This window comes from Escherichia sp. KTE159, assembly GCF_000408805.1.
Taxonomy (GTDB): Bacteria; Pseudomonadota; Gammaproteobacteria; order Enterobacterales; family Enterobacteriaceae; genus Escherichia; species Escherichia marmotae.
Genome location: NZ_KE137295.1, coordinates 548,386 through 570,733 on the forward strand (window position 1 = coordinate 548,386; position 22,348 = coordinate 570,733).

General features: G+C 52.5%; 17 protein-coding genes. 9 read left to right on the top strand and 8 right to left on the bottom strand.

Annotated elements, in window-relative coordinates:
* Positions 1-7 precede the first annotated feature (7 nt).
* Both zapD and coaE read right to left on the bottom strand, forming a co-directional pair.
* A complete protein-coding gene (gene zapD / locus A31E_RS00560; RefSeq protein ID WP_016249610.1) occupies positions 8-751 on the bottom strand; it encodes a cell division protein ZapD in 744 nt (247 codons plus the stop codon).
* Positions 751-1,371 (bottom strand): dephospho-CoA kinase, encoded by a 621-nt coding sequence (gene coaE / locus A31E_RS00555; RefSeq protein ID WP_016249611.1) that lies wholly within the window; start codon positions 1,369-1,371, stop codon positions 751-753. The genes zapD and coaE overlap by 1 nt, the downstream gene beginning before the upstream one ends.
* Before the next feature lie 24 nt (positions 1,372-1,395).
* Here coaE and A31E_RS26165 point away from each other — a divergent pair, with 24 nt between their 5' ends.
* Both A31E_RS26165 and guaC read left to right on the top strand, forming a co-directional pair.
* Positions 1,396-1,440 carry a hypothetical protein gene (locus tag A31E_RS26165; RefSeq protein ID WP_175419238.1) on the top strand — a complete coding sequence of 15 codons (45 nt, stop codon included), beginning with the start codon at positions 1,396-1,398 and terminating at the stop codon, positions 1,438-1,440.
* 155 nt (positions 1,441-1,595) lie between these two features.
* Positions 1,596-2,639, top strand: coding sequence for a GMP reductase (guaC, locus tag A31E_RS00550; protein WP_016249612.1), 1,044 nt, complete (start codon positions 1,596-1,598; stop codon positions 2,637-2,639).
* A gap of 34 nt (positions 2,640-2,673) precedes the next feature.
* Here guaC and hofC read toward each other — a convergent pair whose 3' ends face one another.
* The 4 genes from hofC to nadC form a co-directional block, all read right to left on the bottom strand.
* Positions 2,674-3,876, bottom strand: coding sequence for a protein transport protein HofC (gene hofC / locus A31E_RS00545; protein ID WP_016249613.1), 1,203 nt, complete (start codon positions 3,874-3,876; stop codon positions 2,674-2,676).
* Complete coding sequence (gspE, locus tag A31E_RS00540; protein WP_001027409.1) at positions 3,866-5,251, bottom strand: type II secretion system protein GspE; 1,386 nt, start codon at positions 5,249-5,251, stop codon at positions 3,866-3,868. The genes hofC and gspE overlap by 11 nt, the downstream gene beginning before the upstream one ends.
* 9 nt (positions 5,252-5,260) lie before the next feature.
* A complete protein-coding gene (gene ppdD, locus A31E_RS00535; RefSeq protein ID WP_000360899.1) occupies positions 5,261-5,701 on the bottom strand; it encodes a prepilin peptidase-dependent pilin in 441 nt (146 codons plus the stop codon).
* Between the two features lie 203 nt (positions 5,702-5,904).
* Positions 5,905-6,798 carry a carboxylating nicotinate-nucleotide diphosphorylase gene (nadC, locus tag A31E_RS00530; protein ID WP_001135155.1) on the bottom strand — a complete coding sequence of 298 codons (894 nt, stop codon included), beginning with the start codon at positions 6,796-6,798 and terminating at the stop codon, positions 5,905-5,907.
* 87 nt (positions 6,799-6,885) lie between these two features.
* Here nadC and ampD point away from each other — a divergent pair, with 87 nt between their 5' ends.
* Both ampD and ampE read left to right on the top strand, forming a co-directional pair.
* Positions 6,886-7,437: a 1,6-anhydro-N-acetylmuramyl-L-alanine amidase AmpD gene (ampD, locus tag A31E_RS00525; RefSeq protein WP_000923708.1), complete on the top strand. Its 552-nt coding sequence runs from the start codon at positions 6,886-6,888 to the stop codon at positions 7,435-7,437.
* Positions 7,434-8,288: a beta-lactamase regulator AmpE gene (ampE, locus tag A31E_RS00520; protein ID WP_000171988.1), complete on the top strand. Its 855-nt coding sequence runs from the start codon at positions 7,434-7,436 to the stop codon at positions 8,286-8,288. The genes ampD and ampE overlap by 4 nt, the downstream gene beginning before the upstream one ends.
* 42 nt (positions 8,289-8,330) lie before the next feature.
* Here ampE and aroP read toward each other — a convergent pair whose 3' ends face one another.
* Positions 8,331-9,704 (bottom strand): aromatic amino acid transporter AroP, encoded by a 1,374-nt coding sequence (gene aroP / locus A31E_RS00515; protein WP_000969908.1) that lies wholly within the window; start codon positions 9,702-9,704, stop codon positions 8,331-8,333.
* 540 nt (positions 9,705-10,244) lie between these two features.
* On the opposite strand from aroP, the gene pdhR reads away from it, so the two are divergent.
* The 4 genes from pdhR to lpdA all read left to right on the top strand — a co-directional run bounded on the left by pdhR (position 10,245) and on the right by lpdA (position 17,372).
* A complete protein-coding gene (gene pdhR, locus A31E_RS00510; protein WP_000331776.1) occupies positions 10,245-11,009 on the top strand; it encodes a pyruvate dehydrogenase complex transcriptional repressor PdhR in 765 nt (254 codons plus the stop codon).
* Between the two features lie 160 nt (positions 11,010-11,169).
* A complete protein-coding gene (aceE, locus tag A31E_RS00505) occupies positions 11,170-13,833 on the top strand; it encodes a pyruvate dehydrogenase (acetyl-transferring), homodimeric type (RefSeq protein ID WP_000003835.1) in 2,664 nt (887 codons plus the stop codon).
* Positions 13,834-13,847: 14 nt separating this feature from the next.
* Positions 13,848-15,740, top strand: a complete 1,893-nt coding sequence (aceF, locus tag A31E_RS00500) for a pyruvate dehydrogenase complex dihydrolipoyllysine-residue acetyltransferase (protein WP_000963495.1) — start codon at positions 13,848-13,850, stop codon at positions 15,738-15,740.
* A 207-nt stretch (positions 15,741-15,947) separates the two neighbouring features.
* Positions 15,948-17,372 (top strand): dihydrolipoyl dehydrogenase, encoded by a 1,425-nt coding sequence (lpdA, locus tag A31E_RS00495; RefSeq protein WP_000102487.1) that lies wholly within the window; start codon positions 15,948-15,950, stop codon positions 17,370-17,372.
* Between the two features lie 241 nt (positions 17,373-17,613).
* On the opposite strand, the gene A31E_RS00490 is transcribed toward lpdA, so the two are convergent.
* The gene (locus A31E_RS00490) at positions 17,614-19,371 is read right to left on the bottom strand and encodes a DUF3300 domain-containing protein (protein ID WP_016249614.1); all 1,758 of its coding nucleotides are present in this window, start codon (positions 19,369-19,371) and stop codon (positions 17,614-17,616) included.
* Between the two features lie 352 nt (positions 19,372-19,723).
* On the opposite strand from A31E_RS00490, the gene acnB reads away from it, so the two are divergent.
* The gene (gene acnB, locus A31E_RS00485; protein ID WP_001517749.1) at positions 19,724-22,321 is read left to right on the top strand and encodes a bifunctional aconitate hydratase 2/2-methylisocitrate dehydratase; all 2,598 of its coding nucleotides are present in this window, start codon (positions 19,724-19,726) and stop codon (positions 22,319-22,321) included.
* The last annotated feature ends 27 nt before the right edge of the window (positions 22,322-22,348 follow it).

Below are 22,348 nucleotides of genomic sequence, written 5' to 3' on the forward strand. Positions count from 1 at the left end.
TAACTCCTTAGCAGCACGCCAGTTCAAAATCCAGGCGCTCTGGCACCAGACCATTTTCACTGTCCAGCGGCATAAAACGAATCGCAAAACGACTCTTATGACCGGAAATTTGCGGATAAAGCTGTGAATCAAGGGCCAGATTCAGCCGTAGAAGATCAGCGTCTTCGCCATTATCCTGATAGAAACCGTTCAGACTGGTTTGTTTGCGAAACGGTGCCGACTGGCGAATTAAATCTAACACCATGGTAAGTGCCTGGGTGAGCGGATTCAGGCTGACAATCCAGGTTTCTACCTGGCTGTCGCGCTGCGCCTGGGGTAAATGCAGCCAGATATGCAAAGTTGGCAAATCAAAGCTACAACAACCGCCGGGTATGCTCAGACGCTGGCGCACTAAAGCAATCAGACGATCTTCACGCAGAAATTGCCCGATACGCGGTGCGGAAATCAGCACGCTGCCCGCCGCTTTTAACTGCTGAATTAATGCTTCAATACGGCTCTGGTCCACGCCTGGCACGTCAATCCAGGTCTGGAGTTTACGCTGCTGGCGGTCAAGCTCTTTCAACAATTCGGTGCGTACTTCCCCACGCTCGAAAACATCCAGCAAGTCACTGACATTACGGAAGAAATGCAGAGCGCCAGCGTAGTCAACGATGGGTAAATTTACAGTGAGTTGCTGAATCAAAAACTCAATGCGTAGCCATGTACGCATTTTTTCATTTAGTGGATGTTCAAAAAGGACCTGGGTCTGCATTAAGGTTTTTCCTGTGAGACAAACTGCGACGCAAGCTGCAAGTAATTTGCGTGCAGGCGGGCAACATCCGATGCAATAGCATCCGGTGCGCCGTTATTATCAATGACGTCATCTGCCACGGCAAGGCGGGCTTCGCGCGTTGCCTGGGCAGCAAGAATTTGTTCGACATGTTCGCGAGTAACATCATCGCGCTGCATGGTGCGCTTAAGTTGCGTTTCTGGGCTGACATCCACCACCAGCACACGATTCGCTTTTTTATACAGCGAGTTTTCTACCAGCAATGGCACAACCCAAAGTACATAGGGGGAAGTTGCTTGCTGGAACTGACGTTGCGTCTCCTGCTGAATCAACGGATGTAGCAGGGCATTAAGCCAGTTTTTCTCTTCCGGGTTGGCGAAGATCCGCTCGCGTAAGGCCCGGCGCTGCAATGTTCCATCAGCAGCAATCATATCAGCGCCGAAATGTTCAGCAATGGCACGCAGTGCAGGTCTACCCGGTTCAACTACCTGACGCGCAATAATATCGGCATCAATGACGTTAATTCCGAGGTCAGCAAACGCATTTGCAACGGTACTCTTGCCACTGCCAATGCCACCCGTTAAGGCAACCGTATACCTCATATTTTATATTCCCGGGAATTCATCATGATTATCAAAACATTAAAAATGAGCACGCGAAAGCGGGATTAATGAAACGTTCGCCCATTATTTACCAGGTAAATTTATGGGATTGTAGCGTAAAAAAAGACAATTTCGCAGTCTTGCGCCACATAGATTAGTGCGTATGATAGCGTCACTGGAGTTGCGCTCTTACCCTTATAGCCATTAACCCCAGGAATCCGCACATGCGTATTGAAGAAGATCTGAAGTTAGGTTTTAAAGACGTTCTCATCCGTCCTAAACGCTCCACTCTTAAAAGCCGTTCCGATGTTGAACTGGAACGTCAATTCACCTTCAAACATTCAGGTCAGAGCTGGTCCGGCGTGCCGATTATCGCCGCAAATATGGATACCGTAGGCACTTTTACCATGGCTACGGCATTGGCTTCTTTCGATATTCTGACTGCTGTACATAAACATTACTCTGTTGACGAGTGGCAAGCGTTTATCAACAATTCTTCCGCTGATGTGCTGAAACATGTGATGGTTTCTACCGGCACGTCAGATGCGGATTTCGAAAAAACTAAACAGATTCTCGACCTGAACCCGGCATTAAACTTCGTTTGTATTGACGTGGCGAATGGTTATTCCGAGCACTTCGTACAGTTCGTTGCGAAAGCGCGTGAAGCGTGGCCGACCAAAACCATTTGTGCTGGCAACGTAGTGACAGGTGAAATGTGTGAGGAGCTTATCCTCTCCGGTGCCGATATCGTTAAAGTTGGCATTGGCCCAGGTTCTGTTTGTACGACTCGCGTCAAGACGGGCGTCGGTTACCCGCAGCTTTCTGCAGTAATCGAATGTGCTGATGCCGCGCACGGTCTGGGCGGGATGATCGTCAGCGATGGCGGTTGCACCACGCCGGGCGATGTAGCTAAAGCCTTTGGTGGCGGTGCTGATTTCGTGATGCTCGGCGGTATGCTGGCGGGTCACGAAGAGAGCGGCGGTCGTATCGTCGAAGAGAACGGCGAAAAATTTATGTTGTTCTACGGTATGAGCTCCGAGTCTGCGATGAAACGTCACGTTGGCGGCGTTGCAGAATATCGTGCAGCGGAAGGTAAAACCGTTAAGCTGCCGCTGCGTGGCCCAGTTGAAAACACCGCGCGTGATATTTTGGGTGGCCTGCGTTCAGCTTGTACATATGTTGGGGCTTCTCGCCTGAAAGAACTGACCAAGCGCACCACGTTTATCCGCGTACTGGAACAAGAAAACCGCATCTTCAATAACCTGTAATCTCCCAATGCTGGCGTGGATCACTGCGCCAGCGTTATCCCATCCCACTCATCGCGTCGCCCAGATGAAAAATTGGCAAATACATTGCCACCACCAGCGTGCCGATAATTCCTCCGGTAATGACCAGTAAGGCCGGTTCCAGTAAAGCAGCAAGATTATCTGCCAGCGCCAACGTGTTATCCCGATGATGGTGGGCGAGATTCTCCAGCATGAGATCCAGCGACCCGGATGCTTCTCCCGTTCTCACTAACTGCAAACAGAGCGGGCTAAACTCACCGGCATTTTTTAACGCCAGCCAGATGGGCTGACCGTTGCTGATATCGTGCTGGATTTGTGTCAGAAGTTGTGCCCAGTACGGGCAGCCCATTGTCTCTTTGACGCTCTCTACCCCTTGCAAAAAAGTAATACCTGCACTTTGTGTCAGCGCCAGAATCGTAAAGATCTGCGTGAGCTTTTGTCCCCGCATTAGTGAACCCATAATTGGGATGCGTAACAGCGATTTCTGCCTCACGATAAGCCAGGTCGGGCGGCGCATCAGCAACTTATTGGCTATTGCCAGCAGTAAGCCGAACAACAGCAGCAGCCAGCCCCACTCACCGCTGAAATCTGCCAGCGTCATGATCCCCTGCGTAAGTGTCGGTAGCGGGGTGTTAAAGGTTTTATAGATAGCGGCAAACTCGGGCAGAACAAAATGCAGCATTGCTACAACTACCGTTATCGCCATCGCTAAAATGATAATGGGATAACGCAATGCTGATTTCACTTTGTCGGCTAACTGGCGCTGGGCTTTTTGCTGACGAGCCAGTTCAAAGCAGCATTCATCCAGCTTACCGGTCAGTTCGCCTGTGCGGATCATCGCCTGATAAAGCGGCGGAAAAACCTCTGACCAGGGCAATAAGGCATTGGAAAAGGCAATACCCTGTTCGAGATCGTGTGCCAGCGATTGCAATAACGCCTGCCATTGCCTGCTCGGATGTTGCTCCGCCAATAGGGTTAATCCTTCCGAAAGGGTTAGTCCGGCTTTGAGTAATGTTGCCAGTTGATGAATGACTTCCGCGCTTTTGTCTGCGTGCCACTGGGCTGAATTAATAGATATCCGCTTCAGGTGCAGTGGGGTAACGGCTTGTTGCTGTAGTGCGATAAGTAGCAAAGAACGGCTCTCTGCCCACAGTACTCCATCTTGCGCATTGCCGTCGCCGGTTATGCCATGCCAGCGCCAGAGTTGCTTACTCGCCATGTGGCATCCCCAATACGCGGATTAACTCTTCAAAGGTGGTTAAACCTTGTTCCACGGCCAGGCAGCCGTTTTCAAAAAGCGTGTGCATTCCAGTTTGTCGGGCGTGCGTTTCCAGCGATTCAACGTCGGTATTAGCGGAAATGAGCTGGCGTATGACAGGTGTTATGGGCAACACTTCAAATAAGGCCGTGCGGCCATAAAAACCGTGGTAGCAATGTTTACAACCAGGTGCTTGCCAGCGGGGCAACGAAGATGACCATAAATTGCCTGGAAGGCGGATTGCTTCCCCTTGCTGCAGGCGACAATGCGGGCAAAGTTTGCGAACCAGACGTTGGGCTACCACCAGCGTGAGTGCTGATGAGAGCATCCAGCGGGCAACACCCATTTGCTGTAAACGCACCAGTGTTTCGCAGGTAGAGTTGGTGTGTAGCGTGGACAACACCAGGTGACCCGTTTGTGCGGCTTTAATGGCAATTTCTGCCGTTTCACCATCACGGATCTCTCCGATCATGATGACATCGGGATCCTGACGTAATAACGCACGCAAAACCCCCTGAAAGGTAAGACCAGCACGCGGATGGATTTGCGTCTGGTTAAGCCCTGCGATGGGGATCTCCACCGGATCTTCGACGCTGCAAATATTAATATCGGCGGTATTCAGCGTTTGCAGAGCGCTATAAAGTGTGACCGTTTTACCGCTACCGGTAGGACCGGTAACCAACACCAGCCCTTGTGGTTGCTGTAGGGCATGAGCAAAGTCCGCCAGTTGTAACTGCTGCATTCCCAGCGTGTTGACATCCAGCGCCTGGTCCACCTGCTGTAACAGCCGCAATACCACTTTTTCACCGCCCCGACATGGCAAGGTAGCAATGCGAAATGAGACTGTGTTACCCGCCAGTTCGACAGTGAATTGCCCATCCTGCGGCAGGCGATGTTCCGCAATATCCAGGCTTCCCAGCACTTTTAATCTGGCGGTTAATGCTATTCCGGCATCCAGTGGAACATCTGGTAAAGGATGCAACACGCCGTCGATGCGTAAGCGGATGCGGTAGCTATTGTCCGCTGGTTCGATATGAATATCAGAAGCGCGTTGTTCGAGTGCAGATTGTAACGTTTGAGTCAGCAATTCTGTTTTGGGCTGATATTTTTCCGGGGCTGCTACGGGCAACCTATGTTGTGACCGGCTGGCGTGGCCTTCCATCTGCTGGCGCGTCCAGCAGGTGATCTCAATGCGTTTGGTAGTAGCGAAATGCAAAGCGTCAAGTAACTCATGTGAGGGCGCATCGACCACCGCAACATGAACCACCTCTTCGCTGGCATCCAGCAAGACGCCCTGGTAACGCAGGCACAGAGCGGTGAGCTGTGAAATATTCATTGCCGCTCCTTAGTTGGCGTCATCAAAGCGGAAGACATCTTCGCAGGCTTGCTGCAACGCGCTGTCACTTTGAATATTGCAGTTGCGCGTCCAGCCGGTGACGCCGTTGGCGTTATCCCAACCTGGTGTCATGATGACGCTTAACCCATTGAGGCTCTCTTGTCCTGTCAGCGACACCACGCCTTTTGCCACACTCATAGCAGAGACATAGCGAGTGGTGGTGGGCGAGGGGATGCCGTTACTGCCGCCGTCGCAGGTATCTAATCCGCCATGCTCCAGTGCGCATAATTCTACGGCGGTGCGGTAAGGCACAAAGGTTTGCAGCATGTCGGTGAGCGCTGCTTTGCGCAGGTAGTTCTGATAAGCGGGAATACCAATGGCGCTTAAAATGGCAATAATGCCAATAACTACCATTAGTTCGATGAGTGTAAAGCCGCGTTGTTTGTCCATCTGTTTCGCTCCTTGATTTCGTTGGCGCTACTTTGGCAAACGCCATCGGCACAGGCGAGGGGCAAAAAACGAAACGGGAAGGCGGGTTCCGAGGTTTTTTATTATGTTGCAGTGAAAGACAAGATATTTGCGAGGCGTTACGAAGAAAGTTGGAGAAGGTAAGATTCATCCGCTCGCTACGGAGCGGATGAATCTGTCAGCAATTAGCGAAAACGCATTGAAAGGTCGAGTGCCTGTACGTGTTTGGTCAGTGCGCCGACAGAGATAAAGTCCACGCCTGTTTCGGCAAATTCGCGCAGAGTTTTGTCGGTGACGTTACCCGAAACTTCCAGCAGCGCCTTACCATTGGTACGTTTGACAGCTTCGCGCATTTGTTCTGTTTCGAAGTTATCCAGCATGATGATATCGGCACCTGCTTTCAGGGCTTCATCAAGTTCTTCCAGATCCTCGACTTCGACTTCTACTGGCGCATCCGGGTGCAGCCAGGACGCTTTTTCGACCGCCTGACGTACTGAGCCAGAGGCAATAATATGGTTTTCTTTAATCAGGAAGGCGTCAGAAAGTCCCAGGCGGTGATTCGCTCCGCCGCCGCAAAGTACCGCATATTTCAGAGCCGAACGCAGACCGGGCAAGGTTTTGCGAGTATCCAGCAACTGCGTGTTGGTGCCTTCCAGCAGTTTGACATAGTGGCGAACCTTACTGGCAACCCCAGAAAGGGTTTGTACAAAATTGAGCGCCGTACGTTCACCCGTTAACAGCACGCGGGAGGGGCCTTCAAGTTCGAAAAGGAGTTGATTGGCGTTGATGACATCACCGTCATCCACATGCCAGATAATGGTGACATCGTCACCAGCCAGTTGAATAAACACCTCTTCAACCCAGCGTTTGCCGCAAAATACGCCATTCTCGCGGGTGATCACTGTTGCATGAGAGCGAGAATTTTCCGGTAAAAGTTTTGCCGTAATATCATTGTTGGCATCGACTGTTCCGCCTAAATCTTCCCGCAGCGCCTGGGCCACCGCGCCGGGTATATCGAGATTAATGCGTTCCAGCAGCTCGTCACGTCGGGTGTCAGGGTTATAGCGGCGAGGCGGCATGTTAAAACTCCAGATAGCTAACGAATCATAAGGTAGAAACATGCTACTCTGAACCGGATATTAGCACCACATATAAGGAGATCCTGCATGTTGTTAGAACAGGGGTGGCTGACCGGCGCGCGCCGCGTTCCCTCGCCTCATTACGATTGTCGCCCGGATGACGAAGTTCCCACCCTGCTGGTGGTGCACAATATTAGCCTGCCGCCAGGTGAGTTTGGCGGCCCGTGGATCGACGCATTATTCACCGGAACTATTGATCCGCAGGCGCATCCCTTCTTTGCTGAGATAGCTCATTTGCGCGTTTCCGCTCACTGTTTGATTCGCCGTGATGGTGAAATTGTCCAGTATGTTCCTTTCGATAAACGCGCCTGGCACGCGGGTGTCTCTCAGTATCAAGGTCGTGAACGCTGTAATGATTTTTCTATTGGGATTGAGCTGGAAGGCACCGATACGCTGGCTTACACCGATGCGCAGTATCAGCAACTGGCGGCGGTCACTCGGGCGCTGATTGATCGCTATCCAGCTATTGCTAATAACATGACGGGGCATTGCGATATTGCGCCGGATCGTAAAACCGATCCTGGTCCTGCATTTGATTGGGCACGGTTTCGCGCGCTGGTCAGCAAGGAGACAACATGACGCTATTCACAACCTTACTGGTGTTAATTTTTGAGCGCCTGTTTAAGTTGGGCGAGCACTGGCAGCTTGATCACCGCCTTGAGGCGTTCTTTCGGCGGGTGAAACATTTTTCACTCGGGCGCACGTTAGGTATGACCATTATTGCGATGGGGGTGACTTTTTTGCTGTTGCGCGCGTTGCATGGGCTATTGTTCAACGTTCCGACGCTGCTGGTGTGGCTGCTGATTGGTTTGCTGTGTATTGGCGCAGGTAAAGTTCGTCTTCATTATCATGCTTATCTGGCAGCCGCTTCACGTAATGATAGCCATGCCCGTTCCACAATGGCTGGCGAACTCACTATGATTCACGGCGTCCCTGCAGGCTGCGATGAACGTGAATACTTGCGGGAACTGCAAAATGCACTGCTGTGGATTAACTTTCGTTTTTACCTGGCACCGCTGTTCTGGTTGATTGTGGGGGGAAGTTGGGGGCCAGTTACGCTGATGGGGTATGCGTTTTTGCGCGCATGGCAATACTGGCTGGCGCGTTACCAGACGCCGCATCATCGTTTACAGTCGGGGATTGATGCAGTGCTTCATGTCGCGGATTGGGTGCCGGTTCGCCTTGCGGGTGTGGTTTATGCCTTGATCGGCCACGGTGAGAAAGCGTTACCTGCCTGGTTTGCTTCGCTGGCCGATTTCCATACTTCGCAATATCAGGTGTTAACGCGTCTGGCGCAGTTCTCTCTGGCGCGTGAACCGCATGTCGATAAGGTGGAGACACCGAAAGCAGCAGTTTCAATGGCGAAGAAAACCTCGTTTGTGGTCGTGGTAGTGATTGCGCTACTGACGATTTACGGGACATTGGTGTAAAGATTGTTGCCCTCACCCAGACAGGGTGAGGGCGGAGAGAGGTTAATGCGCTTTTACTGCTTTTGCGGTTTTCTCTTTAAACAGATAGCCGATGCCTAACACCACCAGCCATACCGGGATCAGGTAAACCGAAATCGCCATCCCCGGCGTCATCAGCATAATTACCAGTACCGCCGCCATAAACAGCAGGCAGATCCAGTTACCCAGCGGATAGAGCAGGGCAGGGAAGCGGGTAGCCACACCTTGTGCTTGTTTGGCACGACGGAATTTCATGTGCGCAAGACTTATCATCGCCCAGTTGATTACCAGAGCGGAAACCACCAGCGCCATTAACAGTCCGAATGCGGACTCTGGGGCAAGGTAGTTAATCAGTACGCACAATGCCGTAACCAGCGCAGATACCAGAATGGTGTTGACCGGTACGCCGCGTTTATCGACGGAAGCGAGCATTTTCGGTGCATTTCCCTGTTGTGCCAGACCAAACAGCATACGGCTGTTGCAGTAGACGCAACTGTTGTACACGGAAAGTGCCGCCGTCAACACCACGATATTCAGGGCGTTAGCCACAAAGGTGTCGCCCAGTTCATGGAAGATCAACACGAATGGACTGGTATCAGCGGTAACGCGCGTCCACGGCATCAGTGAGAGCAGGACGGCTAACGAACCAATGTAGAAAATCAGGATGCGGTAGATAACCTGATTGGTTGCTTTCGGGATGCTTTGCTCCGGGTTATCGGCTTCTGCGGCGGTGATCCCCACTAGCTCCAGACCACCAAACGAGAACATGATAATCGCCATCATCATCACCAGCCCGGTGAAGCCGTGCGGCAGGAATCCGCCCTGTTCCCAGAGGTTACGGACGGTCGCTTGCGGACCGCCGTTGCCACTGAACAGCAGCCAGCCGCCGAAGATGATCATCGCCACCACCGCGATAACTTTGATAATGGCAAACCAGAACTCCATCTCGCCAAACACTTTAACGTTGGTCAGGTTGATGGCGTTGATCACCACAAAGAACACGGCGGCAGAAGCCCAGGTTGGGATATCCGGATACCAGAACTGAATGTATTTGCCGACGGCAGTAAGCTCCGCCATGGCAACTAATACGTACAATACCCAGTAGTTCCAGCCTGAGGCGAAGCCAGCAAAGCTCCCCCAGTATTTATAAGCAAAGTGGCTGAAGGAGCCTGCTACCGGTTCTTCGACCACCATTTCACCTAGCTGACGCATGATCAGAAAGGCGATAAAACCAGCAATGGCGTAACCCAGAATGATCCCTGGCCCTGCGGACTGTATTACGGAGGCGCTTCCCAGGAATAGCCCGGTCCCTATCGCGCCACCCAGCGCGATAAGCTGAATATGGCGGTTTTTAAGGCCGCGCTTTAGCTGCTCGCCGTGCTGTTGACCTTCCATCATGAAACCTCGTGCGGTGATTGTTTTTTTGATCTACGCAGTGATGCGTGTGTAAGTTTGCAATTCCGTTTGTTGTATTAATTTGTTTACAACTGGGAAGTTTGAATTGTTACAAAAAGACTTCCGTCAGATCAAGAATAATGGTATGCGGCAGCGAATGCACCCGCTTTATGCATGGTTGAAGATGGGTTGTCTAAAAAGAAACCATTTGTAAAGACCAGTCTCAAACAATCCCACCCATAACAAAGAATATAAATTCATTTTTATTGAATTAAAAATCGAAAAATTGGTAAGTGAATCGGTTCAATTCGGATTTTTATAGTTTAATAATCGTTAAAAAAAACCTTGCTCACGTAAAGCCTACATTTGTGCATAGTTACAACTTTGAAACGCTATATATGTCAAGTTGTTAAAATGTGCGCAGTTTCATGATTTCAATCAAAACCTGTATAGACATAAGGTGAATACTTTGTTACTTTAGCGTCACAGACATGAAATTGGTAAGACCAATTGACTTCGGCAAGTGGCTTAAGACAGGAACTCATGGCCTACAGCAAAATCCGCCAACCAAAACTCTCCGATGTGATTGAGCAGCAACTGGAGTTTTTGATCCTCGAGGGCACCCTTCGCCCTGGTGAAAAACTCCCACCGGAACGCGAACTGGCGAAACAGTTCGACGTCTCCCGTCCCTCCTTGCGTGAGGCGATTCAACGTCTCGAAGCGAAGGGCTTGTTGCTTCGTCGCCAGGGTGGCGGCACTTTTGTCCAGAGCAGCCTCTGGCAAAGCTTCAGCGATCCGCTGGTGGAGCTGCTCTCCGACCATCCTGAATCACAATACGACTTGCTCGAAACACGACACGCCCTGGAAGGCATAGCCGCCTATTACGCCGCGTTGCGTAGTACCGATGAAGACAAGGAACGCATTCGTGAACTCCACCACGCCATAGAGCTGGCGCAGCAGTCTGGCGATCTGGACGCGGAATCAAACGCCGTACTCCAGTATCAGATTGCCGTCACCGAAGCGGCCCACAATGTGGTTTTGCTTCATCTGCTAAGGTGTATGGAGCCGATGTTGGCCCAGAATGTCCGTCAAAACTTCGAATTGCTCTATTCGCGTCGAGAGATGCTGCCGCTGGTGAGTAGTCACCGCACTCGCATATTCGAAGCAATTATGGCCGGTAAGCCAGAAGAAGCGCGCGAAGCATCGCATCGCCATCTGGCCTTTATCGAAGAAATCTTGCTCGACAGAAGCCGTGAGGAGAGCCGCCGTGAGCGTTCTCTGCGCCGTCTGGAGCAACGAAAGAATTAGTGATTTTTCTGGTGAAAATTAGCCAGAAGATGTTGTAAATCAAGCGCATATAAAAGCGCAGCAACTAAACGTAGAACCTGTCTTATTGAGCTTTCCAGCGAGAGTTCAATGGGACAGGTTCCAGAAAACTCAACGTTATTAGATAGATAAGGAATAACCCATGTCAGAACGTTTCCCAAATGACGTGGATCCGATCGAAACTCGCGACTGGCTCCAGGCGATCGAATCGGTCATCCGTGAAGAAGGTGTTGAGCGTGCTCAGTATCTGATCGACCAACTGCTTGCTGAAGCCCGCAAAGGCGGAGTCAACGTAGCCGCAGGCACCGGCGTCAGCAATTACATCAACACCATCCCCGTTGAAGAACAGCCGGAGTATCCGGGTAATCTGGAACTGGAACGCCGTATTCGTTCAGCTATCCGCTGGAACGCCATCATGACGGTTCTGCGTGCATCCAAAAAAGATCTGGAACTGGGCGGCCACATGGCGTCTTTCCAGTCTTCCGCAACCATTTATGATGTGTGTTTTAACCACTTCTTCCGTGCACGCAACGAGCAGGATGGCGGCGACCTGGTTTACTTCCAGGGGCACATCTCCCCGGGCGTTTACGCACGAGCTTTCCTGGAAGGTCGTCTGACTCAGGAGCAACTGGATAATTTCCGTCAGGAAGTCCACGGTAATGGCCTCTCTTCCTACCCGCACCCGAAACTGATGCCGGAATTCTGGCAGTTCCCGACCGTATCTATGGGGCTGGGGCCAATCGGTGCTATCTACCAGGCGAAGTTCCTGAAATATCTGGAACACCGTGGCCTGAAAGATACCTCTAAACAGACCGTTTACGCATTCCTTGGTGACGGCGAGATGGACGAACCAGAATCCAAAGGTGCGATCACCATCGCTACCCGTGAAAAACTGGATAACCTGGTCTTCGTTATCAACTGTAACCTGCAGCGTCTTGACGGCCCGGTCACCGGTAACGGCAAGATCATCAACGAACTGGAAGGCATCTTCGAAGGTGCTGGCTGGAACGTGATCAAAGTGATGTGGGGTAGCCGTTGGGATGAGCTGCTGCGTAAAGATACCAGCGGTAAACTGATCCAACTGATGAACGAAACCGTTGACGGCGACTACCAGACCTTCAAATCGAAAGATGGTGCGTACGTTCGTGAACACTTCTTCGGTAAATATCCGGAAACCGCAGCGCTGGTTGCAGACTGGACTGACGAGCAGATCTGGGCATTGAACCGTGGCGGTCACGATCCGAAGAAAATCTACGCTGCATTTAAGAAAGCGCAGGAAACCAAAGGCAAAGCGACAGTAATCCTTGCTCATACCATTAAAGGTTACGGCATGGGCGATGCGGCTGAAGGTAAAAACATTGCGCACCAGGTTAAGAAAATGAACATGGACGGCGTGCGCCATATCCGCGACCGTTTCAATGTGCCGGTGTCTGATGCAGATATCGAAAAACTGCCGTACATCACCTTCCCGGAAGGTTCTGAAGAGCATACCTATCTGCACGCTCAGCGTCAGAAACTGCACGGTTATCTGCCAAGCCGCCAGCCGAACTTTACCGAGAAGCTGGAGCTGCCGAGCCTGCAAGACTTCGGTGCGCTGCTGGAAGAACAGAGCAAAGAGATCTCCACCACTATCGCTTTCGTTCGTGCCCTGAACGTGATGCTGAAGAACAAGTCGATCAAAGACCGACTTGTGCCGATCATCGCTGACGAAGCGCGTACTTTCGGTATGGAAGGTCTGTTCCGTCAGATTGGTATCTACAGCCCGAACGGTCAGCAGTACACCCCGCAGGATCGCGAGCAGGTTGCGTACTATAAAGAAGACGAGAAAGGTCAGATTCTGCAGGAAGGGATCAACGAGCTGGGCGCAGGTTGTTCCTGGCTGGCTGCGGCGACCTCTTACAGCACCAACAATCTGCCGATGATTCCGTTCTACATCTATTACTCGATGTTCGGATTCCAGCGTATTGGCGATCTGTGCTGGGCGGCTGGCGACCAGCAGGCGCGTGGCTTCCTGATCGGCGGTACTTCCGGTCGTACCACCCTGAACGGCGAAGGTCTGCAGCACGAAGATGGTCACAGCCACATTCAGTCGCTGACTATCCCGAACTGTATCTCTTACGACCCGGCTTACGCTTACGAAGTTGCTGTCATCATGCATGATGGTCTGGAGCGTATGTACGGTGAAAAACAAGAGAACGTTTACTACTACATCACCACGCTGAACGAAAACTACCACATGCCGGCAATGCCGGAAGGTGCTGAGGAAGGTATCCGTAAAGGTATCTACAAACTCGAAACCATTGAAGGTAGCAAAGGTAAAGTTCAACTGCTGGGCTCCGGTTCTATCCTGCGCCACGTCCGTGAAGCAGCACAGATCCTGGCGAAAGATTACGGCGTAGGTTCTGACGTTTATAGCGTGACCTCCTTCACCGAACTGGCGCGTGATGGTCAGGATTGTGAACGCTGGAACATGCTGCATCCGCTGGAAACTCCGCGCGTTCCGTACATCGCTCAGGTGATGAACGACGCTCCGGCAGTGGCATCTACCGACTATATGAAACTGTTCGCTGAGCAGGTCCGTACTTACGTACCGGCTGACGACTACCGCGTACTGGGTACTGATGGCTTCGGTCGTTCCGACAGCCGTGAGAACCTGCGTCACCACTTTGAAGTTGATGCTTCTTATGTCGTGGTTGCGGCGCTGGGCGAACTGGCTAAACGTGGCGAAATCGATAAGAAAGTGGTTGCTGACGCAATCGCCAAATTCAACATCGATGCAGATAAAGTTAACCCGCGTCTGGCGTAAGAGGTAAAAGAATAATGGCTATCGAAATCAAAGTACCGGACATCGGGGCTGATGAAGTTGAAATCACCGAGATCCTGGTCAAAGTGGGCGACAAAGTTGAAGCCGAACAGTCGCTGATCACCGTAGAAGGCGACAAAGCCTCTATGGAAGTTCCGTCTCCGCAGGCGGGTATCGTTAAAGAGATCAAAGTCTCTGTTGGCGATAAAACCCAGACCGGCGCACTGATTATGATTTTCGATTCCGCCGACGGTGCAGCAGACGCTGCACCTGCTCAGGCAGAAGAGAAGAAAGAAGCAGCTCCGGCAGCAGCACCAGCGGCTGCGGCGGCAAAAGACGTTAACGTTCCGGATATCGGCAGCGACGAAGTTGAAGTGACCGAAATCCTGGTGAAAGTGGGCGACAAAGTTGAAGCTGAACAGTCGCTGATCACCGTAGAAGGCGACAAGGCTTCTATGGAAGTTCCGGCTCCGTTTGCGGGCATCGTGAAAGAGATCAAAGTGAACGTTGGCGACAAAGTGTCTACCGGCTCACTGATTATGGTCTTCGAAGTTGCGGGGGCAGCCAGCGCGGCAGCTCCGGCTCCGGCGGCAAAACAGGAAGCGGCTCCGGCACCTGCGGCAGCGACTGGCGTGAAAGAAGTTAACGTTCCGGATATCGGCGGTGACGAAGTTGAAGTGACCGAAGTGATGGTGAAAGTGGGCGACAAAGTTACCGCTGAGCAGTCACTGATCACCGTAGAAGGCGACAAAGCTTCTATGGAAGTTCCGGCTCCGTTCGCGGGCGTGGTGAAAGAACTGAAAGTGAATGTTGGCGACAAAGTGAAAACTGGCTCGCTGATTATGATCTTCGAAGTTGAAGGCGCAGCGCCTGCGGCAGCTCCGGCGAAACAGGAAGCGGCTGCTCCGGCCCCGGCTGCAAAAGCTGAAGCTCCGGCAGCAGCACCGGCTGCAAAAGCGGAAGGCAAATCTGAATTTGCTGAAAACGACGCTTATGTTCACGCGACTCCGCTGATCCGCCGTCTGGCTCGCGAGTTCGGCGTTAACCTGGCGAAAGTGAAGGGCACTGGCCGTAAAGGTCGTATCCTGCGCGAAGACGTTCAGGCTTATGTGAAAGAAGCCATCAAACGTGCAGAAGCGGCTCCGGCAGCGACTGGCGGCGGTATCCCAGGCATGTTGCCGTGGCCGAAGGTGGACTTCAGCAAGTTTGGTGAAATCGAAGAAGTGGAACTGGGTCGCATTCAGAAAATCTCTGGTGCTAACCTGAGCCGTAACTGGGTGATGATCCCGCACGTTACCCACTTCGACAAAACCGATATCACCGAGCTGGAAGCGTTCCGTAAACAGCAGAACGAAGAAGCTGCGAAACGTAAGCTGGATGTGAAGATCACCCCGGTTGTCTTCATCATGAAAGCCGTTGCTGCGGCACTTGAGCAGATGCCTCGCTTCAACAGTTCTCTGTCGGAAGACGGTCAGCGTCTGACCCTGAAGAAATACATCAACATCGGTGTGGCGGTGGATACTCCGAACGGTCTGGTTGTTCCGGTATTCAAAGACGTCAACAAGAAAGGCATCATCGAGCTGTCTCGCGAGCTGATGACCATTTCCAAGAAAGCGCGTGACGGTAAGCTGACTGCGGGCGAAATGCAGGGTGGTTGCTTCACCATCTCCAGTATCGGCGGCCTGGGTACTACCCACTTCGCGCCGATTGTGAACGCACCGGAAGTGGCTATCCTCGGCGTTTCCAAGTCCGCGATGGAACCTGTGTGGAATGGTAAAGAGTTCGTGCCGCGTCTGATGCTGCCGATTTCTCTCTCCTTTGACCACCGCGTGATCGACGGTGCTGATGGTGCGCGTTTCATTACCATCATTAACAACACGCTGTCTGACATTCGCCGTCTGGTGATGTAAATAAAAGAGCCGGCCCAACGGCCGGCTTTTTTCTGGTAATCTTATGAATATATTGAGGTTATCAGGTAATAGACAAATCGGTTGCCGTTTGTTGTTTAAAAATTGTTAACAATTTTGTAAAATACCGACGGATAGAACGACCCGGTGGATAATGGGCGTCATAAAAAAAACGTCAGACCCGCCGGAGATAAATATATAGAGGTCATGATGAGTACTGAAATCAAAACTCAGGTCGTGGTACTTGGGGCAGGCCCCGCAGGTTACTCCGCTGCCTTCCGCTGCGCTGATTTAGGTCTGGAAACCGTAATCGTAGAACGCTACAACACCCTCGGCGGTGTTTGCCTGAACGTCGGCTGTATCCCTTCTAAAGCACTGCTGCACGTAGCAAAAGTTATCGAAGAAGCCAAAGCACTGGCTGAACACGGTATCGTTTTCGGTGAGCCGAAAACCGATATCGACAAGATTCGTACCTGGAAAGAGAAAGTTATCACTCAACTGACCGGCGGTCTGGCTGGTATGGCGAAAGGCCGTAAAGTGAAAGTGGTCAACGGTCTGGGTAAATTCACCGGGGCGAACACCCTGGAAGTTGAAGGTGAGAACGGTAAGACTGTGATCAACTTCGACAATGCGATCATCGCGGCGGGTTCTCGCCCGATCCAACTGCCGTTTATTCCGCATGAAGATCCGCGTATCTGGGACTCCACTGACGCTCTGGAATTGAAAGAAGTGCCAGAACGCCTGCTGGTTATGGGTGGCGGTATCATCGGTCTGGAAATGGGGACGGTATACCACGCGCTGGGTTCACAGATTGACGTGGTTGAAATGTTCGACCAGGTTATCCCGGCAGCAGATAAAGACATCGTTAAAGTCTTCACCAAGCGTATCAGCAAGAAATTCAACCTGATGCTGGAAACCAAAGTCACTGCCGTTGAAGCAAAAGAAGACGGTATCTACGTGACGATGGAAGGCAAAAAAGCACCGGCTGAACCACAGCGTTACGACGCCGTGCTGGTGGCGATTGGTCGTGTGCCGAACGGTAAAAACCTCGACGCAGGCAAAGCAGGCGTGGAAGTGGACGACCGTGGCTTCATCCGCGTTGACAAACAACTGCGTACCAACGTACCACACATCTTTGCTATCGGTGATATCGTCGGTCAGCCGATGCTGGCACACAAAGGTGTTCACGAAGGTCACGTTGCCGCTGAAGTTATCGCCGGTAAAAAACACTACTTCGATCCGAAAGTTATTCCGTCTATTGCCTATACCGAACCAGAAGTTGCATGGGTGGGTTTGACCGAGAAAGAAGCGAAAGAGAAAGGCATCAGCTACGAAACTGCCACCTTCCCGTGGGCTGCTTCTGGTCGTGCGATCGCTTCTGACTGCGCGGACGGTATGACCAAGCTGATTTTCGACAAAGAGTCTCATCGTGTGATCGGTGGTGCGATTGTCGGTACTAACGGCGGCGAGCTGTTGGGTGAAATCGGTCTGGCAATCGAAATGGGTTGCGACGCTGAAGACATCGCGCTGACCATCCACGCGCACCCGACTCTGCACGAGTCTGTGGGCCTGGCGGCAGAAGTGTTCGAAGGTAGCATTACCGACCTGCCGAACCCGAAAGCGAAGAAGAAGTAATTTTTCTTGTGCCGGGGCATCCGGTAAATTAAGAAGCGGCTATTCTGACGCTTCAGATTGTTGGCAAAGTGCTGGTTGTTTACGCCGGATGCGGCGTAAACGCCTTATTCGGCCTACAAAATCATGCAAATTCAATATATTGCAGGTTCCGTGTAGGCCCGATAAGCTTGCGCATCGGGCAATTCGATGTTTGTCATCAGTCTTAAGCGGCTAACAGCGCCGCTTTTTTTATGCCTGTAATTTACCTTTCCAGTCGTCTTGCTCCACGCTCAGACAACCGTTCGCGTACCGCTGACCGTTGTTCGTTATTCAGTCTGGCCGGACGGTTATTGTCGTTTAAACGCTGCGGGTGACTCTCCTGAATTCTCGCGCGTGCGACCTGCCGCTGTTCTGGTGATGCCGATTGAATACGCTGGCGGGCGTTATCACGCTGTTGTTGGTTCTGCGGGCGCTGCTGTACTTTTTCTTTAAATACCTGGCGCTGTTCGGGAGTAGTGGACTGAATATGCTGACGTGCCGTCTCTCTTCGCTGCTGATTCTGCGGGCTGGTTTGCATTTTCTCGCGGACTGCCTGGCGCTGCTCAGGAGAGGCCGATTGATAACGCTGGCGAGCGGTGTCCTTTTGCTGCCGGGTCAGTGGCTGGTGACGGCTGAACTCGCGGAAGTCGTCATAACTCCCATCGTGTTCCGCCTCATTAAACCGCTGTGCCGCAGCCTGACGTTGGGTGTCGCGCGTAGTGACTGGTGCAGCATGTGTTCGTTGCTGAAACTGACTTGCAGCCGCCTGGCGCTGGTTGTCGCGCGACGGTGCGGGTAGTTGTGTGGCGCTCATACCGCTTTTGACATCGGTTTGATGAAATCGCTTAGTCATATCCTGATCATGATAAGGCACACCATCGCGGTAATTCGGATTGTGCCGCCATGCCATATTCTTATCCGTAAGATGCTCACCGGTGATACGGTTGAAATTGTTGACGTCGATGTTGATGTTGTCGCCGTTGTGTTGCCAGCCGTTGCCGTCACGATGACCACCGTCGTGGTGATGATAATCATCGTTGTCGTGGTGATGGTGGTCATGATCGTCGTCATCCCAGTCGATGCTGCTGAATAACGCGTATGTGGTGGCAACGCCCATGCTGTAGCCGAATCCGCGCACGAAGCTGTCAACAAACGGTTCTCCGGCTGGTGGCGGCAGGTAAACCGGCGGATACGCGGTATTGGCCCAGTTCCCGTAAACCACGGTTGGGTTGTAGTTGGGAATATAAACTACATCCGGATTGGCTGACTCAATGGTTATTACGGTCGGCGCAGGTTCTGCGACGACGGGGCTGGATGTTGAAACGGTATTGTATTGTGTGACAGGAGCCGTGACAGTCTGTTTTAGCGGTACGGCTTGCTTCGTGGTCGTAATAACTTTCTGTTCAGTTGATGACTTCAGTGACCCGGTTTGTTGCGCCAGTTGCCGCAAACGTTGTACCGAGTCCATCACATCCTGCGGCTGCGCCAGAAACGCATCGCCAAGATTTTGTACCCACTGCGGGTTTTCACCCATCAACGCCATCAATTGCGGAAAAGCCACCAGTGATTTGACGCTGGCATCCCACGGCTGACCGGATACTGCCTGAATAGCCGCATCGCCTTGTTTGAGCGGGTTATCGTGCGACCACTGCACGGCCTGGGCGACATTTGCCGGATAGGTCGATGCCATCAGCACTTGCGAAAGCAGTGCATCGGGGTACAGCGCGACAGGTGCGAGCCATTGATCGATTTGCGCAGTACTGAAGGCAGATTTGACGACGGCAGGCGTTACCGGGGGCATGGAAACTGTTGCAGGAAGCGTAACCGCAGCGACGTCAGGCGCAGGCTGTTGTGTTGATTGCGCTACTACGGGGGCTTCCACCGTGCGACTTTTCACATACAACGTACCGGAAGCGGCACATAGCCCGGCGCTGCAAATTAGCGCCAGCACATGGGGTTTAAACGGCAAAGTAATTTTCATAGTCCTGATCTCAAGGAAATCGCAATGGTCGACGAACTGCCACCCGCAGGTGCTGTAGGCACGAGTATAAAGAGGCGGTAGTTTAAATTTTGACTAATGTTGGGATTTGTTGAGAAGGGTGATTATCACAATGCGAATTAACAGGTTTTTCGGAGGGAAACAATCTCTAGACTATCCTTAACGATTCAGCCACTTTTTTATGTTGCTTTTTTGTAAACAGATTAACACATCGTCAAAATCCTGCTATTCTGCCCGTTGCGGTACTGGGCATTTACCCTACAAACTGCTGTCTCACAGGAGCGTGAAGAGAATCGCCTGCCGCACTATGACAATGAGAGCGAGGAGAACCGTCGTGCTAGAAGAATACCGTAAGCACGTAGCTGAGCGTGCCGCTGAGGGGATTGCGCCCAAACCCCTGGATGCAAACCAAATGGCCGCGCTCGTAGAGCTGCTGAAAAACCCGCCCGCGGGCGAAGAAGAATTCCTGTTAGATCTGTTAACCAACCGTGTTCCCCCTGGCGTCGATGAAGCAGCCTATGTAAAAGCAGGCTTCCTGGCCGCCGTCGCAAAAGGTGAAGCCAAATCTCCGCTGCTGACTCCGGAAAAAGCCATTGAACTGCTGGGCACCATGCAGGGTGGTTACAACATTCATCCGCTGATCGACGCGCTGGACGATGCCAAACTGGCACCGATCGCTGCTAAAGCACTGTCCCACACGCTGCTGATGTTCGATAACTTCTATGACGTAGAAGAGAAAGCCAAAGCAGGTAACAAATACGCGAAGCAGGTTATGCAGTCCTGGGCGGATGCTGAATGGTTCCTGAATCGCCCGGCACTGGCTGAAAAACTGACCGTTACCGTCTTCAAGGTCACCGGCGAAACCAACACTGATGACCTCTCTCCGGCACCGGATGCGTGGTCACGCCCGGATATCCCGCTGCACGCGCTGGCGATGCTGAAAAACGCCCGCGAAGGGATCGAGCCAGATCAACCCGGTGTTGTTGGCCCGATCAAGCAGATCGAAGCCCTGCAACAGAAAGGTTTCCCGCTGGCTTATGTGGGTGACGTTGTGGGTACGGGGTCTTCGCGTAAATCCGCCACTAACTCTGTACTGTGGTTTATGGGCGACGATATTCCACATGTGCCGAACAAACGCGGCGGCGGTCTGTGTCTCGGAGGCAAAATTGCGCCAATCTTCTTTAACACGATGGAAGATGCCGGTGCACTGCCAATTGAAGTGGACGTTTCCAACCTGAATATGGGCGACGTGATTGACGTTTACCCGTACAAAGGTGAAGTGCGTAACCACGAAACCGGTGAACTGCTGGCGACCTTTGAACTAAAAACCGACGTACTGATTGATGAAGTGCGGGCGGGCGGTCGTATTCCGCTGATTATCGGTCGCGGTCTGACCACCAAAGCGCGTGAAGCGCTCGGTCTGCCGCAGAGCGATGTGTTCCGTCAGGCGAAAGATGTCGCTGAAAGCGATCGTGGCTTCTCGCTGGCACAGAAAATGGTGGGGCGCGCCTGTGGCGTGAAAGGCATTCGTCCGGGCGCTTACTGCGAACCGAAAATGACGTCTGTCGGCTCTCAGGACACTACCGGCCCAATGACCCGTGATGAACTGAAAGACCTGGCGTGCCTGGGCTTCTCGGCTGACCTGGTGATGCAGTCTTTCTGTCATACAGCGGCGTATCCGAAGCCGGTTGACGTTAACACGCACCATACGCTGCCTGACTTCATTATGAACCGTGGCGGTGTGTCGCTGCGCCCAGGTGATGGCGTAATCCACTCCTGGTTGAACCGTATGCTGCTGCCGGATACCGTGGGCACCGGTGGTGACTCCCATACCCGTTTCCCGATCGGTATCTCCTTCCCGGCAGGTTCTGGTCTGGTCGCGTTTGCTGCGGCGACTGGCGTCATGCCGCTGGATATGCCGGAATCCGTTCTGGTGCGCTTTAAAGGCAAAATGCAGCCGGGCATCACCCTGCGCGATCTGGTACACGCGATCCCGCTGTACGCAATCAAGCAAGGTCTGCTGACCGTTGAGAAGAAAGGTAAGAAAAACATCTTCTCTGGTCGCATTCTGGAAATTGAAGGCCTGCCGGATCTGAAAGTTGAGCAGGCATTTGAGTTGACCGATGCTTCCGCTGAACGTTCCGCGGCGGGCTGTACCATCAAGCTGAATAAAGAGCCGATCATCGAATACCTGAACTCCAACATTGTCCTGCTGAAGTGGATGATCGCGGAAGGTTACGGCGATCGTCGTACCCTGGAACGTCGTATTCAGGGCATGGAAAAATGGTTGGCGGATCCTGAGCTGCTGGAAGCCGATGCTGATGCCGAATACGCGGCAGTGATCGACATCGATCTGGCAGATATCAAAGAGCCAATCCTCTGTGCACCGAACGATCCGGACGACGCACGTCCGCTGTCAGCGGTTCAGGGCGAGAAGATCGACGAAGTGTTTATCGGTTCTTGCATGACCAACATCGGTCACTTCCGTGCAGCAGGTAAACTGCTGGATGCGCATAAAGGCCAGTTGCCGACCCGCCTGTGGGTAGCACCGCCAACCCGGATGGACGCCGCGCAACTGACAGAAGAAGGCTACTACAGCGTCTTCGGTAAGAGCGGCGCGCGTATCGAGATCCCGGGCTGTTCACTGTGCATGGGTAACCAGGCGCGTGTGGCGGACGGCGCGACGGTGGTTTCCACCTCTACCCGTAACTTCCCGAACCGTCTGGGTACTGGCGCGAACGTCTTCCTGGCTTCTGCGGAACTGGCAGCCGTTGCAGCGCTTCTTGGCAAACTGCCAACGCCGGAAGAGTACCAGACCTACGTTGCGCAGGTAGATAAAACAGCCGTTGATACTTACCGTTATCTGAACTTCAACCAGCTTTCTCAGTACACCGAAAAAGCGGATGGGGTGATTTTCCAGACTGCGGTTTAAGGTAGTAGCCTGTTGTGAAAAGCCACT